Raw genomic sequence first — 18,262 nt, 5'->3', positions numbered from 1 at the left:
AAAATGGCACAGAAAGTAGTTTTAGCAGGCGCATGTCGTACCGCAATCGGTAAAATGGGAGGAGCTTTAAGCAATACTCCAGCCGCAGATTTAGGCGCAATCGTAATCAAAGAAGCATTAAACAGAGCTGGTGTTAAACCAGAACAGGTTGATGAGGTAATGATGGGATGTGTAATCCAGGCAGCACAGGGACAGAACGTTGCACGTCAGGCTTCTATCAAAGCAGGTTTACCAATCGAGGTTCCTGCATTTACATTAAACGTAGTTTGTGGTTCTGGTTTGAAATGTGTAAACGAAGCTGCAAACATGATTATGGCTGGTCAGGCAGACATCGTTGTTGCAGGTGGTATGGAGAACATGTCTATGGCACCTTACGCTATGACAAAAGCTCGTTTTGGATATCGTATGAACAATGCAACAATTATCGATACCATGGTAAATGATGCATTAACAGACGCATTTAATCATTATCATATGATGATTACAGCAGAGAACGTATGTGACAAATACGGAATTACCCGTGAAGAGTTAGACGAGTTCTCAGCAAACAGCCAGCAGAAATGTGAAAAGGCAATTGCTGAAGGCAGATTCAAAGACGAAATCGTTCCTGTACCTGTTAAGGTTAAGAAAGAAACTGTTATGTTTGATACAGATGAGGGACCACGTCCAGGCACAACTGCTGAGTCATTAAGCAAATTAAGATGCTGCTCTGGTAAAGAGGGTGGACTTGTTACAGCAGGTAATGCTTCCGGTATCAACGATGGTGCAGCAGCAATCGTTGTTATGAGCGAAGAAAAAGCAAAAGAGCTTGGTGTTAAACCAATGGCTACATGGGTTGCAGGAGCACTTGGCGGAGTTGAGCCGGAAATCATGGGTGTTGGACCTGTTGCTTCTACAAAGAAAGTTCTTGCAAGAACCGGAATGTCTATCGATGATTTCGACTTAATCGAGGCAAACGAAGCATTCGCTGCTCAGTCAATCGCAGTTGCAAGAGATCTTGGATTTGATATGTCTAAGGTAAACGTAAACGGTGGTGCAATCGCACTTGGACATCCTGTTGGAGCATCTGGATGCCGTATCTTAGTTACATTGCTTCATGAGATGCAGAAGAGAGACGCTAAGAAAGGTCTTGCTACTCTGTGTATCGGTGGTGGAATGGGCTGCTCAACAATCGTTGAGAGAGACTAATTCACTCTTTCTGAATAAGTAAATATACCCGGGAAGTGCAAAACGCTTCTCGGGTCTTGCGTTGCAAGTTATAACCCAGAAGGCTTTCGTTTTCGGGTAAATATAATACATAATTTTTAAGGAGGACTAACATGAAAGTTGGCGTTATTGGTGCAGGTACCATGGGACAGGGCATTGCAAAAGCATTTGCTCAGGTAGAAGGATATGAAGTAGCTCTTTGCGACATCAAGCAGGAATGGGCTGATGGCGGAAAAGAGAAAATCGCAAAAGGATATGCAAGACTGGTAGAAAAAGGAAAAATGACACAGGAAACTGTTGACGGAATCCTTGCTAAAATTACACCAGGTTTAAAAGAGAATCTTTGCGCAGACTGCGATTTAATCGTAGAAGCAGCATTCGAAGATATGGGCGTTAAGAAGACAACATTCCAGGAGCTTGATAAGATTGCTAAACCAGAATGTATCTTTGCTTCTAATACATCCAGTCTTTCTATTACAGAAATCGGAAATGGTCTTACCCGTCCAATGGTAGGTATGCATTTCTTCAACCCGGCAGACAGAATGAAATTAATCGAAGTTATCGCTGGTGTAAATACTCCTGCTGAAACAGTAGAAGCTATTAAGAAAATCTCTGTAGAAATCGGAAAAACTCCGGTACAGGTAAATGAAGCTGCAGGTTTCGTAGTAAACCGTATCTTAATCCCAATGATTAACGAAGCTGCATTTATCAAAATGGAAGGTGTATCTGATATCGCAGGTATCGACGCAGCTATGAAGCTTGGCGCAAATCATCCAATGGGACCTCTTGAGTTAGGTGACTTCATTGGTCTTGACATCTGCCTTGCAATCATGGATGTACTTTACAACGAGACAGGCGACAGCAAATATCGTGCATGTCCATTAATCCGTAAAATGGTTCGTGGTGGTAACCTCGGCGCTAAGAGCGGAAAAGGATTCTATGTATACAACGCTGACCGTACAAAGACCCCGGTTGACGCTCAGTAAAATAAAATTTATGGAGGATTTCAGAACATGGATTTCAGTTTAGATAAGAAACATGAAATGGCGAGAACTCTGTTCAGAGATTTCGCAGAAAACGAAGTAAAACCTCTGGCTCAGGAAGTTGATGAGACAGAAGTATTCCCACAGGGAACAGTTGATAAAATGGCAAAATTTGGTTTCATGGGAATTCCGGTACCAAAGGAGTACGGCGGACAGGGATGTGACCCATTAACCTATGTTATGTGTGTAGAAGAGTTATCTAAAGTTTGTGGTACAACAGGTGTTATCGTATCTGCACATACTTCTCTTTGCATCGACCCAATTATGACTTACGGTACAGAAGAGCAGAAACAGAAATATGTAAAACCACTTGCAACAGGTGAGAAGCTTGGTGCATTCGCATTAACAGAGCCTGGTGCTGGTACAGATGCCCAGGGAGCACAGACCAAGGCTGTATTAGATGGTGATGAGTGGGTATTAAACGGATCTAAATGCTTTATTACAAACGGTAAAGTTGCAGACGTTTATATCGTAATCGCAATCACAAGTGTTACCGAAGATAAGAGAGGAAGAAAGAAGAAGAACTTCTCTGCATTCATCGTGGACAAGGGAGCTCCTGGATTCTCCTTCGGAACAAAAGAAAAGAAAATGGGTATCCGTGGATCATCTACATACGAGTTAATCTTCGAAGACTGCAGAATTCCAAAGGAAAATCTGTTAGGACCGGAAGGAAAAGGATTCCCAATCGCTATGCATACTCTGGATGGCGGACGTATCGGTATCGCAGCTCAGGCACTTGGTATTGCAGAAGGTGCATTAGACAGAGCAGTTGCATACACCAAAGAAAGAAAACAGTTTGGTCGTTCTATCGCTCAGCAGCAGAATACCCAGTTCAAGCTTGCTGATATGGCAACCAGAATTGAAGCAGCTCAGATGCTGGTTTACAAAGCTGCTATGGCTAAAGCAACACAGAAGGTATATTCTGTAGAAGCAGCAAAAGCAAAATTATTCGCAGCAGAAACCGCAATGGCAGTTACTACAGAAGTAGTTCAGTTATTCGGTGGATACGGATACATCAGAGAATACGATGTAGAGCGTATGATGCGTGATGCTAAGATTACAGAGATCTACGAAGGAACAAGCGAAGTTCAGAGAATGGTTATTTCTGGCGCATTATTAAAATAGTTTCTGACAGATCGGCGCAAAAGGATTTTAAACGAAAAATCATGGCGCACACAAATTAAAAATATAAGGAGTGAATATACCGTGAAAATAGTTGTATGTGTAAAACAGGTACCAGATACAAAAGGCGGAGTAAAATTTAATCCGGATGGTACTTTGGATAGAGCTGCAATGCTCACTATCATGAACCCAGATGACAAAGCAGGTCTGGAAGCAGCATTAAGATTAAAAGATCAGTACGGTGCAGAAGTTACTGTACTTACCATGGGACTTCCAAAGGCTGATGAAGTTCTTCGTGAAGCAATGGCAATGGGAGCTGACAAGGGAATCCTTGTAACAGACCGTGTATTAGGTGGTGCAGATACCTGGGCTACTTCTACTACAATCGCTGGTGCATTAAGAAACCTTGACTATGATTTAATTATCACAGGCCGTCAGGCTATCGATGGAGATACCGCACAGGTTGGTCCTCAGATCGCAGAGCATCTTGGACTTCCGGTTATTTCCTATGCACAGGATATCAAAGTAGAAGGTGACAGCGTAATCGTTGAGCGTCAGTTTGAAGATGGATATCATGTATTAAAAGCAAAAATGCCTTGCTTGGTTACAGCATTATCTGAATTAAACGAGCCGCGTTACATGACTCCAGGCGGAATCTTCGATGCATTTGACAAAGAAGTAACTGTATGGGGCAGAGCTGACCTTAAAGACGTAGATGATTCTAACCTTGGCCTGAAAGGTTCACCGACCAAAATCGCAAAAGCATCTGACAAAGTTCGTAAAGGTGCAGGCGAGAAGGTTGCTCTCGATACCGACGAAGCAGTATCTTACTTAATTGGCAAATTCAAAGAGAAACATATCATCTAATAAAAATAAGGAAAAGTGGTGAATAAAATGGGTTTAGAAGAGTATAAAGGAGTATTTGTCTTTGCACAGCAGGTAGACAACACATTAAATGGTGTTGCTTTTGAGTTACTTGGAAAGGGCAAAGAACTTGCAAAAGATTTAAATACAGAAGTAACTGCAGTATTAATTGGTTCTGATGTGAAAGGTCTTGCAGATCAGCTTGCTGAGTACGGCGCTGATAAAGTTATCGTAGTAGATGATCCGGAACTGAAGAACTACAGAACAGAGCCATATGCACATGCATTAGCATCTGTAATCAACGAATTCAAACCAGAAGTTATGTTAGTTGGTGCAACAGCAATCGGTCGTGACCTTGGTCCTACTGTATCTGCAAGAGTTGCAACAGGTCTGACAGCTGACTGTACTGTTCTTGAGATTGGTGATTTCCCAATCAATCCAGTTGGAAACCAGGAGCAGAAACACAATCAGTTACTGATGACCCGTCCTGCATTCGGTGGAAATACCATCGCAACAATCGCTTGTCCGGATAACCGTCCTCAGATGGCTACTGTACGTCCAGGCGTTATGCAGAAAATTGCTCCAATCAAAGGTGCAAAAGCAGAAGTTATCGAGTTCAATCCAGGATTTACACCAAACAACAGATATGTTGAAATCATGGATATCGTAAAAGAAGTTAAGAATACAGCAAACATCATGGATGCTAAGATCTTAGTATCCGGTGGCCGTGGAGTTGGTTCTAAAGAAAACTTCAAACTGTTAGAGGACTTAGCAGAAGTTCTTGGTGGAACAGTAAGCTGCTCCCGTGCAGTTGTAGAGAATGGATGGCTTCCAGTTGACTTACAGGTAGGTCAGACAGGAAAGACAGTTCGTCCTCAGATTTACTTTGCAATCGGTATTTCAGGAGCAATCCAGCACGTAGCAGGTATGGAAGATTCTGATCTCATCATCGCAATCAACAAAGACGAAGATGCTCCAATCTTCGACGTTGCAGATTACGGTTTAGTAGGAGACTTAAACAAAATCGTTCCAGCTCTTACAAAAGCATTAAAAGAGGAAATGGCTGCAAAATAATCCGTTTATGGATGTAATATTCATCTTGGATGAGTCGCATTTAAGATGAGTGATAAAAGGGTGTCATGCAAACCGGAAGATTTGTGTGATGCCCTTTTTTATGCACCTGGCGGGAAATTTGCAAAGTATGTTGCCTGTAGTTAAACTGCAGTTAAACTGCAGGTATTTTTTGGAATACAAACATTGTATACAGTGGAAAAAAGTGGTATTCTAAACAAGGTTTGCAGGAAACTGTTTTGGCAGTGTGGCAGACAAATAATATTGCGGCATCGGCAGACAGATGCAGAAAAGAGGAAGAGACTATGAATAGAAGTAGCAGAACAGTGAAACTCGTTGAGATGGCTCTGTTGGTTGCAATCATTCTGATTCTGGCTTTTACCCCACTTGGTTATATTAAGACACTTGGTCTGGAAATTACATTGATTGTAGTTCCAGTTACAATTGGTGCCATTATTTTAGGACCATTGGGTGGAGCAGTATTAGGAGCAGTATTTGGAATCACAAGCTTTATCCAGTGCTTTGGAATGAGTCCTTTTGGAGCAGTACTCCTTGGCATCAATCCATTTGGAACCTTCGTGGTATGTGTAGTATCAAGAATTCTGATGGGCTGGTTGACCGGACTTATCTATAAGGGATTATCCAAATTCCCGAAAATGAAGAACTGGAAGATTTTAATTGCCAACCTGGCAGGTCCAATCTTAAATACCTTTTTCTTCATGTCAACACTGGTAATCTTTTTCTTCAGCTCCGATTACATACAGTCACTGGCAGGCGGATTAAATCCATTCCGTTTTGTCATTGCCTTTGTAGGTGTCAACGGACTGGTTGAAGCAGCAGCCTGCTTCGTGGTAGGAAGTGCAATTACCAAGGCATTGCAGGTTGCAATGAAAAATAAGTAAAAGAATATCTGTTTCGGATGAAAAGAAGAATGCTCTGTTTTCAAAATAGAAAACAGAGCATTTTTTCGAGTTGATAGACTTCCGTAAGAAGAAACTGGTTCGATAGGTTATGAATTGTCATAGCAGAAACGATATTTACTGCCGCAGATATATTCATATCCTATATGGATAAGTTCATTGTGGATATCATACATTTCTGTATGAAAAAGAAACAGTGGGTCACCAGGTGAAATATGAAGAAGATTGGCTTGTTCCGTAGAAGCTTTTACAGCATCAATATAAGAATTTTGTGAACAACCAATGCAGATATCATAATTCTCACGAAAAAGCTGATATAGAGAGCCGTCTAAAGGTTCCGTCAGCAAAAATGAAAATTTGTGGCAGGGATAATAATTGTTTTCAATCATAATAGGTGTGGCATCGGCATATCGGATACGCTGGATATAAACAATAGAATCACCCTCAAAAAGTTTGGCATTATCCAAATGATATTGTTCGTAAGGTATGACTTCACGTTTTGTTACAATAGTAGAAGCTTCCATTTGATTGGTTTTGCATGCATCAGAAAAGCTGAGAGTATGTTCCAGTTTACGAAAAATTTTCCGCTCTTTTACAAAGGTTCCTTTTCCCTGTTTCTTAATTAAGACCCCTTCATTACATAATTCAGTAATTGCACGCCTTATGGTAATACGGCTCACATGATATAGTTCAGACAATTCAGTTCCTGTCGGGATTTGCTGACCGGAAATATAAATTCCTTTTTTTATTTGTTCGAGTAAATCATTTTTTAACTGTTCAAACAGTGGTATATCACTGGTTGTGTTCAATTTCATAATAATATCACCTCACAAACGTTATAATAACATATAATGTTTTGCATGACAATATGAATTTAAAAAACATTATATTGAAAAGATTATGTGAAAAATTGTATAAAAAGTAATAAAAAGTAAAGGGAAAGTATAAAAAATAGATAATAAAATGTTGAGAATGCTGAAAGTGATTTGAGAAAAAGAAACAATATTGCAATATAACGTTATATGATGATATAATCAATTTAACAAAAGGAGGTGGAAAAATGCAAAAAGAAGCAGACAAGATATTTCAATCAACCTGTATTTTTGATTCTGTTTCAGAAGAGGCATATCCAGGATATGTGGCAATAAAAGGAAAACAGATTCTTGAAGTCGGATGTGGAGATATCCCAAATGAACTGGTGGGTGAATCTACTGAAGTTGTGGACTATGGAGAGGGAACCATTTGCCCGGGATTTGGTGATACCCATACATTTTTCACAGGATATGTAGTGGATTATCTTGGTGTGGATTTATCAGAAGCAGTTAATCTGAAACAAATAGTTGAACGGTTATCAGAAAATCTGGAAATGAATCCGGAGACGGTCGTTCTATTTGGAAATCATTTACAACCGGAGCTGGCAGAAAAAATAAATAAGGGAGGTGAATTGGAACAGGTTAAAAGACCGGTTATTTTATTTACTGCCGGACATGGGTATTGTGCTATGAACAAAGTTGCAGAAGAAGTGTTTGGGTTTACACCAGATACATGCGGAAGTTCAGAGGCAATTTATAAAATTATGAAAATTTATCTGAATGATAGAAATTTTATTATTCCACAGTTTAAGGCATATATGTCTATGTTAAACAGCCATGGAATAACATCTGTAAAAGAAATGGGATTTGATAATTTTTATGGATTTACAGATATATTGGCTGAATTGGAACAGAAAGCAGAATTGAGCCTTCGGATTTCCTTTATGTCACAACCAGTAGGAAAGAAAATGGATTTAGCATATGGAAAAGAAATGAAGAAGAAATATCATTCTGATTTTTTAAGGTTTTCCGGTTATAATCAGATGACAGATGGATTGATTGTCTCAGAAGAGGCAGATCTGATGGAGCCATATGAGGGAAAAGATTATTGTTGCCAAAAGAATATTGATTATGCATTATTAGAAGAAGATGTACTTACAGCAGACCGTGAAGGATTCAGATTTACATTGCATTCTGAAGGGGATGGTTCCTTCCATAAAATTCTTCAGATTTATGATAAATGTGAAAAGGAAAATGGAAGATTAAAGAATCGACATGGAATTACTGATTTGGAATTGACGAGTGCAGTGGACGAAGAAAAAATGGCACAGCTTGGAGCCTTTGGTGAGATTTATACACAGGTTTATAAGTTGGATTCCTGTGAAAATTGGAAACAAGACTATGATGAAAAACTTGGTAGTAGGCGGAGCCGTTATATGAATTATCGTTCAATGGCAGATCATGGTGTGATTTTAAGTGGTGCAACGGATCTTCCGATGTTAATACCGGATATACCTGAGGCAATTTATTATGGATGCGGAACCTATGCCGCAGATGGAAAAGAACCGGTTCAGCCGGAAAATGGTCTGACAATACCGGAAATGTTAAAAACCTGGACAATTGGAAGCCAGTATGCCATGGAACAGGAACATATATTAGGAACGCTGGAAAGCGGTAAGCAGGCTGATATAGTAGTTTTTGACAGGAATCTTCTCAAAACAGATATTGAAGAAATTCGAAAGGCACATGTTTTAAGAACCATATGTGCTGGACAGGATGTTTATAAAGAAATGGAGAATAGGTAAAGGAGGTTTTGCGATGAGTGACAAAACAAAAGCACATTTGAGTGCAAAAACGTTATGGGTACTTTTTATTCTGGGACTTGTAAATGCAGTTATGTATTGTTTCCCTTATATCAGATATGTGTTTTATGATCAGCAGATTGCAGCTATGGGAATTACAAATACCCAGTCAGGAATTTTAATGACAATTTATGCGGCAGCAAATACGATTACATTGATTCCCGGTGGAATATTAGCTGATAAGTGGTCTGTGAAAAAATGTCTAGTAGGCTCTATTCTGGGCTCTGTAGTTATCGGAATTATTTATGCACTTACCATGAATTTTGCAGTAGCCTGCGTATTATGGGCTGGACTTGGTGTGTCTACAATTTTTGTATTCTGGGCAGCAATAACCAAAGCAGTAGGTCAGGTTGGCACAGCAGAAGAGCAGGGAATGTGTTATGGAATTTATTATGCTGCATCAGGTATTATTTCTGCAATTTTAAATGCAGTATGTTTACAGGTAAGCCGTTTATCAGATGACCCATCTACTTCCTTTAGTATTGCAGTATGGGCAATGGTAGCATTTACAGCAGTTGCTTTAATTCTGACAATGATATTTTTTAAAGAAAAAAGTATTACACAGACAAAATCTTCTGATGAAGAATTTAAAATTAAATATGTCGGTGAAGCGTTAAAGAATCCGATGACCTGGCTCTTTTCACTGATGGTATTATGTGCATATGGTCTGTATACAAGTGTATCCTATTTTTCACCATATCTGACGGATGTACTTGGTATACCGTTGGTACATTCATCTTTTATCAGTATTGTGAGAAGTAATCTTATGAACCTTTTATGTCCGATTGGTGGAATTATCGTAGATAAGATTTTTAAATCTTCTACAAAATGGTATATTACTGCATTTGGAATTACAATTGTGATTTATGGTGGAGTATTGATAATGCCATCCAACATCAGTCCGGTACTGGCAACAATTGTTTCTTTGTTACCAAGTGCAATTGGTATGATGCTTTACGGAGTAATCTGGTCGGGATTACAGGAATGTAAATTTAAACCGATATATGCAGGAACTGTAATTGGAATTGCATCTATTATCGGATATTTGCCAGATTCTTTTTACTATATAATTTTTGGAAAGTGGATGGATAAATTTGGAAATAATGCTTATCCAATGATTTTTGGCTTCCTGATGGGAACTGCTGTACTTGGTATGGTTATAACAATTTTAATGAGAAAACTGATTAAGAAAAATAACTAAGAAAGAAGGTATTTAAAAATGCATGCATCAGAATTTAACGTAGAAAAATTTGTTGATATAATTGAAAAGGAAAATGGAACAATCAGTGAAGTATATTTTGTGGCCTGTGGAGGCTCTCTGGTTGACCTTTATTCTTCATGTTACTTTATTAACCGAGAATCATCCACTATGACAGCAGAGTGGATTACCAGTAAAGAATTTGTTTTAACCCCTCCAAAGAAACTTGGAAAACACTCCGTTGTCATTATCTGTTCACATGGTGGAAATACAAAAGAAACGGTAGAAGCAGCAGAACTTGGTGTAAAGGAAGGTGCATTTGTAATTACATATACACATACACCGGGCAGTGCCTGCGACAGTGAAAAATTCCATGCAATTGTCTATGATTGGGAGCCGGAAACATTACAGAAGGATAGACCATTAGGATTAAATTACAGTATTATAAATGAGTTGATTCACAGACAGGAGCCGGAGTATAAACTTTATGAAGGAATGAAAGATGGAATCACTAAATGCGATGCAATTATCCGTAATGCAACAAAGAAGTTTCAGAATAAGGCATGGAATTTTGCAGAACATTATTATAATGCACCATTTTTATATATTATGGCATCCGGTTCTGCATATGCACAGGCATACGGATTTGCAATCTGTTCTCTTCAGGAGATGCAGTGGATGGACTGCTGTTATCTTGATTCCGCAGAATATTTCCATGGACCATTTGAGGTAACAGATAAAGACCATATTTATATCCTCTTAAAATCGGTAGGAAAAACAAGAATGATTGATGAAAGAGCAGAAGTATTTTTAAATAAATATGCGGAAAAATATGAGATTATTGATGCAGCAGATTGTGGAATGGATGCAATAGATGATTCCTGCGTAGATTATTTTAATGCTCCATTGTTCTATGAAATGAGCGTGTTATACCGTACTGCAATTCAGAATAAGAGCGGACACCCATTGGATATGCGCCGGTATATGGGAGTTGTAGAGTACTAGACGAAAGGAGAAACAGTATGAAATATGACGTAAGTGTGGTAGGCTTTGGGGATAACGTGGTAGATATTTATACTCACGAGAATGTACAGTATCCAGGTGGAAATTGTGTAAATCTTGCTGTGTATGCCAAAATGTTTGGTGCAAAAAGGTGTGCCTATATGGGCTATTTTGGTACTGATAAAAATGCAGATCATGTTATTTCTGCGTTGAGGGAAGAACAGATTGAACTGGTAAAGTGTAAGAAAATTGAGGGAGAAAATGGTTATTCCAGATGTACCTTAGAAGATGGTGACCGTGTATTCTTAGATTATAATGAAGGTGGAGTCCGGAGCAGACATATTTATGATCTGGATGAATTTGACTTGGAATATCTTGCAGAATTTGATCTGGTACACAGTGGAAATTACTGTTATATGGAGTCACAGCTTCCAAAGATTAAAGCAGCAGGACTTCCGTTATCCTTTGACTTTTCTGATGATTCTGAACCGGAATATTATGAAAAAATAGCTCCATTGGTAACATATGCATTCTGCTCCTTTGATGGAACAGATGATGAAGTAAAGGAGCATCTTCAGAAGGTAGCATCTTATGGACCGAAAATTGTATGTGCATCAAGAGGAGCAAAAGGCTGTATGCTCTATGCTAATCATGAGTTCTTTGAACAGTCAGCTTACCCGATTGAAAAGGCAATAGATACAATGGGTGCAGGAGACTCTCTTATTACAACTTTTATGGTAGGTTATCTCGACCGCAAGAAAAAGGGTATGCATGATGATGTGGCAATCAAAGAGAGCATAAAAGAGGCTGCAAAGTTTGCTGCAAAAGTATGTCAGATGGAAGGTGCATTTGGACATGGAAAAGAAGTTCAGATAGATGCCCTGAAAACGAAATAAAAGAATAAAAAACGAATCGTAACACATACTATTCCGGAAAATACAGGAAATGAGGCGGAATAGTATGAAGCATAAGACGTATCGTATCTGCCTCCTTTCACTGGTGATAATCGCAGTGATAGGAGGCATTCTTTATTATACCAATGAAAATGGAAATAAAAGTACGAAGGGTGAAGGAACATTTGTAACAAAATTCGTAGAAAGGATGCCATTTTCATGAGTAGTCAGCAGACAAGTCTTTATATTAAAATCGAAAAGAATTCCATGGTCAAAGACCGCCATGTCAAGTTATCGGATGTTGCCAGGATGACAGGAACGGATGAAGCAATGATACGTCAGTTGAAGCAGATGAAAATTTATTCCTTTCCACAGAAAGCAAAGAAAACAGAATATGTTCAGGTGATGACTTCCCTAAAAATTTTTGAAATGATACAGGCACAGTATCCCAATGTGGACATTACCAATGAAGGAGAAGCGGATTTTGTGATTGAATATGAACCGGCATTGCAGCCTTCCCAAACAGCAGAGTATGCAAAAACAGCTGTTTTATGTGTGCTGGTTTTCTTTGGAGCGGCGTTTACCATCATGGCATTTAATAATGACATTTCTGTGACGGAACTGTTCCAGAAGCTTTATTATCAGGTGATGGGGAAAGAATCCACCGGCATTACGGAGCTGGAAATCTGCTATAGCATTGGTCTGCCTGTGGGAGTTATCATTTTCTTTAACCATTTTGGAAACAGCAAGATAACAAACGACCCGACACCAATCCAGGTGGAGATGCGTAAGTACGAAAAGGATGTAGATGATACTTACATTGCCAACTGCGGACGGGGAGGCAAGACGATTGATGTGGATTAGACATGTTTTCCTAGGACTGGCAGGACTGACCGCCGGCGCTGCGGTGGCTGGAGGAACCTTTGCATTTCTGATTATGTTAAATATCATTCCCCGGATGATTGGAAAGACGAAGACTGCCGCCCGGATTTGTCTTTACGAGAATATGATTGTATTAGGTGGAATCGGAGGAAACCTCTTATCAGTTTTCCTTATGATGCGGATTCCGCTGGGACATATTTTCCTTGGAGTATATGGAATCTGTGCAGGATTATTCGTAGGCTGTGTGGCAGTAGCGTTGGCGGAAATTTTAAAGACCTTCCCGGTTATCTTCCGCAGAACGAAAGTAAAAGTGGGATTGTGGGTGATTCTCTGGTTTATGGCATTGGGAAAGACAGCAGGCTCACTTTTCTATTTTATAAGACGGTTATCAGATTCTTGAAGTAAAAACACTGTAAAGGGTAAAATAGTGAGAAAAGATAATTGATAGGAATTGGTAGAACAATATGCAGTTCGGGTTGATGTTTTTCGTGAAATGTTATAAAATGAAAATATAAAAATCCGTAAGGAAGAAGTGAAAAAATGATACAGTCAATTGCACGTCAGAGTGTTGTAATCAAATGTAATCTGCAGGCATCTATTATGATGGGAAACTATGAATTCTATTATGCGGCGGGTCTTGCATACAAACTGACCGGAAATATGGCAACAGAGATTTTACAACCACAGCAGTTAATTGAAGAGGTCAACCGGATGCTGGCAGACTATATGACAGATGATGTGCGGGAGCAGCATCTGATTCGGATGTTAAAAGATTACGAACCGGATGATAAACTAGATGAACAAATGCGTGAATTATTTCAGGAGGGACAGACAGAACAGCGTTTGTGGCAGGAATAGGAAGCGATGTTATGGGGAAGAAATTTACAATTGGGGTATTGATTGGAAATGTGCATACAGCACATCCGAAGGACCTGATGAGAGGGATTCGGGCAGCAGCAAGCGGGATGGATGTTAATGTGATTTATTTTCTGGGAACGCAGAGTGTGCGTTTCAACCAGAAATTTGCACTGGAGGATTTTGATTATCAGTATAATACCGTCTATGATTATGCAAAATTAGCAAAAGTAGATGTATTGATTATAGCATATGGCTCTCTTTGCATTTTTCAGAAAAATGAAGATAAACAGGCATTTCTGGATAAATTTGCAGGAATACCATATGTACTGTTAGAAGATGCGACGGATGATCCACGGGGTATCTATGTCATGGTGGATAACTTTGGTGGTATGCAAAAATGTGTGGAGCATCTTATTATAGAACATCATTTAAAGCATCTGGTTTATCTTGGGGGACCGGAAGACAATCAGGATGCCATAGAGCGGAAAGCAGCATTTTTAAATGTTATGGCAGAACATCATCTGCCCGTGACGCCGGAAATGATGGCGGTAGGAGATTATTCGGAATTCGTGGATAATCTTGTAGAACAGCTGCTAAAGGACAATCCGGATGCCGAAGCAATTATATCAGCTAATGATGAAATGACAGTGGCGTGTTATCGTGTATGCAAAGCCCATGGACTCCGGATAGGAAAAGACATTTTGATTACCGGTTTTGATGATGTGGAGAGGGCGCGTTATAGTAATCCACCATTGACGACTGTCTCCCAGGATGCTTATAAAATGGGGCAGATAGCGGTAGAAAAGGCAGTAGATATCTGTGCAGGCAGACCAGTGGAATCTGTCCGGTTGGATGCAGAACTTATAATCCGGGAATCCTGTGGCTGCAAAGTAACACGAAGAGCGAAAGAAAAGGCAGATGAGAAAACAGAGCTGCTTCATATTATTGATGAATTAAGGCTTTTTCAGCATAAATCGTGGCTTGGACCATTTCTGATCCGGGACCTGATGCAGGAAGCAGAGAATGAGAAATCTTTCTACCGGAAAAGTGGAGAAGTATTTTATCATCTGGGTATACGCAGTTCCCTGCTTTATCTGTTGGAGCAGCCGGTTACCCATGAAAATGGACAGAAATGGAAGATGCCCCAAAGGATGTATTTAACTATGCACCAATACAGGGAAAATATTCAGGTATTTGAGAAAAAGGAACGTCCATATATAGATGGAAGCTTTGGTGTACCGGATTGTTGTAGCTCCGGTGAAGATCATTTTTCTTATATCAGCTTTCTATTAATTGATGGAAAGCGGCAGTACGGACTATTGATGCTTGAGATTGAACCGGAAGAGATTTCTTTTTATTATATACTGGCATTGCAGCTTGGAACATCTCTCCGCTTTCTGGAAGCAAATATTAAACAGAAAAAATATCGTGACCGTCTGCGGGAAAAGAATGAAGTATTAAATTTTATTGCAATTTACGATGAACTGACCGGAATCTATAACCGTAGGGGACTGATGGAGAGTCTGGTCCGGTTTAATCAGGATAATTTAGGGAAAAAAGCCTGTCTTATGATAGCGGACCTTGACCATTTAAAGGAAATCAATGATAATTTTGGCCATGCGGAAGGAGACTGCGCAATCCGGACAGCAGCAGGAATTGTAAAAGAAGTCTTTGGACAGTATGGAGATGTGGGGAGATTCGGAGGGGACGAATTTGCAGGCATTGTAAGATATAGCGAGATGGAAGAGAAGGAACAGCTCATTTACAATATTCACCAGAAATGTGAACAGTACAATGAACATTCCATGAAACCGTATTATGTTGGAATTTCAGTTGGAGTAGTAGAATTTGTCTGTGAAAAGAAGATTGATTTTATTGAGATGTTTAAGCATGCTGATGAATATCTGTATGAGGAAAAAAAGAAACGGCGCAAGACAGTCTGCCGTAATGTAAATTTCGAGAATTCATAATAAGCTGGTGTTGAAAAACAAACGAAAATATGCTAGAATAAAGCAAATCGTATGGTAACGTTTCCATGCAAATGAAGACAGAAACAGCGGGGAGAAAGATATGCTTACAATTGGGAAAACGGGGTAATACGGATGAAGACAAGAAAGCAGAAAATTCGTCAGGAAAGGCCAGAAGAAATGCAGGAAACTCGGCAGCTTAAAGTAGAAAAAAGGGAAGAAAGAAAGCAGTTGGAAGTAAAGAAAGAGAAGCTTAAGAAAGTAAAGCCAAAAAAGGAAAAGTTAAAGAAAGAAAAGGTAAGAAAACCGAAGAAAGAACGGATTAAGAAGGAAAGACCGGCAAAACAGACGGAAAGAAAGCCACAGCCGAAGAAAACAGGTAACAGTAGAAAGGCTGCGAAGGATAAGGGAATGGGGCTTCGTGGCATTCAGGTGAAATTAATCGGGGCATTTATGATTCCGGTTATCCTGTTTGTTATCATCGGTTTTATGATTTATTCAAAGTGCAGTACTACCTTGAATAGTACATACGAGGCTTCTGCAAATACCAGTGTTGGTACATTGGAAGAGTATCTCGGACTTGGTTTTGAGAATATTGAACTGATGGCAACACGTCTTTCTATTAATTCTGCAATTACAAGTTATTATACAGGTTCAGAAGTAAAGTCAGAGTCTATGCTGATGGATACAAAGGTTGCATTGAGCAATGAATCTACTGCAGACAAATTCATCGATCACATTATAGTTTGTGCGAAGAGTGGAACAGCATGCAGTGAAAAGGGTGCAATCCGTGGAGATGTATATAATGCGTTTGTTGAGTCGGAAGAAGGAAAGAATGTAGAGTCTGAGATTGGCATGGGAAGTATGTGGATCAGCAGCCACCCAGCCATTGATGAAGTCACCGGATATGACAGTGATGAGTATGCATTATCTCTTGTTACCGTTCTTAAGAATAATAGCAATAAATCTGTTGGATATATCATCATTGATGTTAAGACAAGCTTTATCCAGGATATATTAGATAATGCACAGATTAGTGATAACAGCATCAAGGGCTTTGTATTAGAGGATGGAAGCCAGGTGTTAAGTGGAGATAGTGATATAAAATTTACAGATACGGACTTTTATCAGGAAGCATTAGCAGGAGAAAATCTGCAGGGTTCTAAAGAAGTGTCTTATGAGGGCGCAGATTATCTGTTTACATACAGCAGGATTGAAGGTACGAATATGCTGGTATGTGCCATGGTTCCGCAGAAAGAGATTATGGCAGGTGCACAGGCGATTCTCAGATATACGTTAATTGCCGTAGCAATATGTGCAGTTATTGCAATCGTGATAGGTTCCGTTCTTGCAAGCGGAATTTCCAAAGCAATCCGTAAGGTTAACCGTGTCTTAAAAAAGACCTCCGATGGAGATTTGACCGGACAGATCAGCATGAAGCGTAAGGATGAGTTTAATGTGTTGTCATCCAGCATTACCAATATGATTGGCAGTATGAAGGATCTGATTCTCAAGATGACCAATGTCAGCGGTCATGTTTCTGATTCGGCAGTCCAGGTAGGAACCAACTCCGAAGTTTTATTGGAAGTAACAAAGAATATTACGGAAGCAGTGGATTATATCAACAGTGGTATTTCCCAGCAGGCACAGGATACGGAAAGCTGCCTGGAGCAGATGAATGGTCTGGCAGAAAGAATCAATGTTGTACATGAGAATACTGATGAAATCAGCGAAATTGCCCAGGAAGCCCAGGGAGCAATTGAAAATGGTATGGTTATCGTAGCAAACCTTGGTGAAAAAGTTCAGGGTACAACGGAAGTAACAGAGACCATCATCCGGGAAATCAGAGAACTGAACAAAGAATCTATTGCAATTAACAGCATCATTGGAACAATCAATGAGATTGCAGAACAGACCAATCTTTTGTCCTTAAATGCATCAATTGAGGCGGCGAGAGCCGGTGAAGCAGGAAGAGGATTTGCAGTAGTTTCTGAAGAAATCCGTAAACTGGCAGAACAGTCCGGAAATGCGGGTAATCAGATTGGTGAGATTATCAATCATATTCAGGAACGTCTGGCAGCTACCATCGAGACAGCTGGGCTTGCAGGCGAGAGCGTTGCATTCCAGACAGAAGCATTGAATAATACCGTTGATGTATTTAAGAATATCAGTCAGCAGGTAAGCAAGCTGGCAGAGGATGTTGAGAAGATTACCCAGAGTGTGGGGGGTATCGAGCAGGCAAAAGAAGATACCATGAATGCCATCGAAAGTATTTCAACAACCTCTAACCAGACAGAATCTGCATCTGAAGAACTTGCCCGTAGTACAGAGAAACAGTTACAGGCAGTAGAAGTATTAAATGATGCGGTAAAACGGCTTCAGATGGATGCAGAGGATCTGGATACATCAGTAAGTATCTTCAAGGTACAGTAAGGAATATAATTCGGCAGTCAGGTTTCTGGCTGCCGTTTTTTTCGCAAAGAATCCGTAAGAAGCTGCCAGTGACAGGTTCTGTAGAGCGAGCTTGATATTATGGCATAGAATACATATAATAAAAGTCAG

General features: G+C 39.7%; 17 protein-coding genes. 16 read left to right on the top strand and 1 reads right to left on the bottom strand.

What is annotated here, in order from left to right:
• The first annotated feature begins 3 nt into the window (after positions 1-3).
• The 6 genes from LKD41_RS02820 to LKD41_RS02795 all read left to right on the top strand — a co-directional run bounded on the left by LKD41_RS02820 (position 4) and on the right by LKD41_RS02795 (position 6,208).
• Positions 4-1,188 carry an acetyl-CoA C-acetyltransferase gene (locus LKD41_RS02820; protein ID WP_117841801.1) on the top strand — a complete coding sequence of 395 codons (1,185 nt, stop codon included), beginning with the start codon at positions 4-6 and terminating at the stop codon, positions 1,186-1,188.
• A 131-nt stretch (positions 1,189-1,319) separates the two neighbouring features.
• Positions 1,320-2,192, top strand: coding sequence for a 3-hydroxyacyl-CoA dehydrogenase family protein (locus LKD41_RS02815; protein WP_022244335.1), 873 nt, complete (start codon positions 1,320-1,322; stop codon positions 2,190-2,192).
• 27 nt (positions 2,193-2,219) lie between these two features.
• Entirely contained in the window at positions 2,220-3,374 is a 1,155-nt protein-coding gene (locus LKD41_RS02810) for an acyl-CoA dehydrogenase (RefSeq protein ID WP_022244336.1), read from the top strand.
• Between the two features lie 81 nt (positions 3,375-3,455).
• The gene (locus LKD41_RS02805) at positions 3,456-4,238 is read left to right on the top strand and encodes an electron transfer flavoprotein subunit beta/FixA family protein (protein WP_022244337.1); all 783 of its coding nucleotides are present in this window, start codon (positions 3,456-3,458) and stop codon (positions 4,236-4,238) included.
• 27 nt (positions 4,239-4,265) lie between these two features.
• Positions 4,266-5,309, top strand: a complete 1,044-nt coding sequence (locus tag LKD41_RS02800; RefSeq protein ID WP_117699200.1) for an electron transfer flavoprotein subunit alpha/FixB family protein — start codon at positions 4,266-4,268, stop codon at positions 5,307-5,309.
• A gap of 302 nt (positions 5,310-5,611) precedes the next feature.
• On the top strand, positions 5,612-6,208 hold the full coding sequence (locus LKD41_RS02795) for an ECF transporter S component (RefSeq protein ID WP_117699203.1): 597 nt from the start codon (positions 5,612-5,614) through the stop codon (positions 6,206-6,208).
• A 107-nt stretch (positions 6,209-6,315) separates the two neighbouring features.
• On the opposite strand, the gene LKD41_RS02790 is transcribed toward LKD41_RS02795, so the two are convergent.
• Positions 6,316-7,041 carry a GntR family transcriptional regulator gene (locus LKD41_RS02790; protein WP_227700324.1) on the bottom strand — a complete coding sequence of 242 codons (726 nt, stop codon included), beginning with the start codon at positions 7,039-7,041 and terminating at the stop codon, positions 6,316-6,318.
• 245 nt (positions 7,042-7,286) lie between these two features.
• On the opposite strand from LKD41_RS02790, the gene LKD41_RS02785 reads away from it, so the two are divergent.
• From LKD41_RS02785 to LKD41_RS02740, 10 genes are all read left to right on the top strand, one after another.
• Positions 7,287-8,843, top strand: a complete 1,557-nt coding sequence (locus LKD41_RS02785; protein ID WP_227700323.1) for an amidohydrolase — start codon at positions 7,287-7,289, stop codon at positions 8,841-8,843.
• A gap of 13 nt (positions 8,844-8,856) precedes the next feature.
• A complete protein-coding gene (locus LKD41_RS02780) occupies positions 8,857-10,101 on the top strand; it encodes an MFS transporter (protein ID WP_227700322.1) in 1,245 nt (414 codons plus the stop codon).
• 18 nt (positions 10,102-10,119) lie between these two features.
• Positions 10,120-11,103, top strand: a complete 984-nt coding sequence (locus LKD41_RS02775; RefSeq protein WP_227700321.1) for an SIS domain-containing protein — start codon at positions 10,120-10,122, stop codon at positions 11,101-11,103.
• A gap of 17 nt (positions 11,104-11,120) precedes the next feature.
• Positions 11,121-11,996: a PfkB family carbohydrate kinase gene (locus LKD41_RS02770; RefSeq protein WP_022244344.1), complete on the top strand. Its 876-nt coding sequence runs from the start codon at positions 11,121-11,123 to the stop codon at positions 11,994-11,996.
• Between the two features lie 64 nt (positions 11,997-12,060).
• Positions 12,061-12,216, top strand: coding sequence for a hypothetical protein (locus LKD41_RS02765; RefSeq protein ID WP_022244345.1), 156 nt, complete (start codon positions 12,061-12,063; stop codon positions 12,214-12,216).
• Entirely contained in the window at positions 12,213-12,857 is a 645-nt protein-coding gene (locus tag LKD41_RS02760; RefSeq protein ID WP_227700320.1) for a stage V sporulation protein AA, read from the top strand. Before LKD41_RS02765 ends, LKD41_RS02760 begins: the two co-directional genes overlap by 4 nt.
• Positions 12,847-13,275 carry a stage V sporulation protein AB gene (locus LKD41_RS02755; RefSeq protein ID WP_022244347.1) on the top strand — a complete coding sequence of 143 codons (429 nt, stop codon included), beginning with the start codon at positions 12,847-12,849 and terminating at the stop codon, positions 13,273-13,275. The genes LKD41_RS02760 and LKD41_RS02755 overlap by 11 nt, the downstream gene beginning before the upstream one ends.
• Positions 13,276-13,415: 140 nt before the next feature.
• The gene (locus tag LKD41_RS02750) at positions 13,416-13,733 is read left to right on the top strand and encodes a DUF3837 domain-containing protein (RefSeq protein ID WP_117947686.1); all 318 of its coding nucleotides are present in this window, start codon (positions 13,416-13,418) and stop codon (positions 13,731-13,733) included.
• A gap of 11 nt (positions 13,734-13,744) precedes the next feature.
• Entirely contained in the window at positions 13,745-15,703 is a 1,959-nt protein-coding gene (locus LKD41_RS02745) for a GGDEF domain-containing protein (protein WP_227700319.1), read from the top strand.
• A 132-nt stretch (positions 15,704-15,835) separates the two neighbouring features.
• The gene (locus LKD41_RS02740) at positions 15,836-18,133 is read left to right on the top strand and encodes a methyl-accepting chemotaxis protein (RefSeq protein WP_227700318.1); all 2,298 of its coding nucleotides are present in this window, start codon (positions 15,836-15,838) and stop codon (positions 18,131-18,133) included.
• Positions 18,134-18,262: the final 129 nt, after the last annotated feature.

Origin of the sequence: Roseburia sp. CLA-AA-H209, assembly GCF_020687575.1 — a bacterium.
GTDB classification, from domain to species: domain Bacteria; phylum Bacillota; class Clostridia; order Lachnospirales; family Lachnospiraceae; genus Roseburia_C; species Roseburia_C amylophila.
The sequence above is the reverse complement of the archived record's forward strand: the minus strand, read 5'-3'. Positions and strand labels throughout refer to the sequence as shown.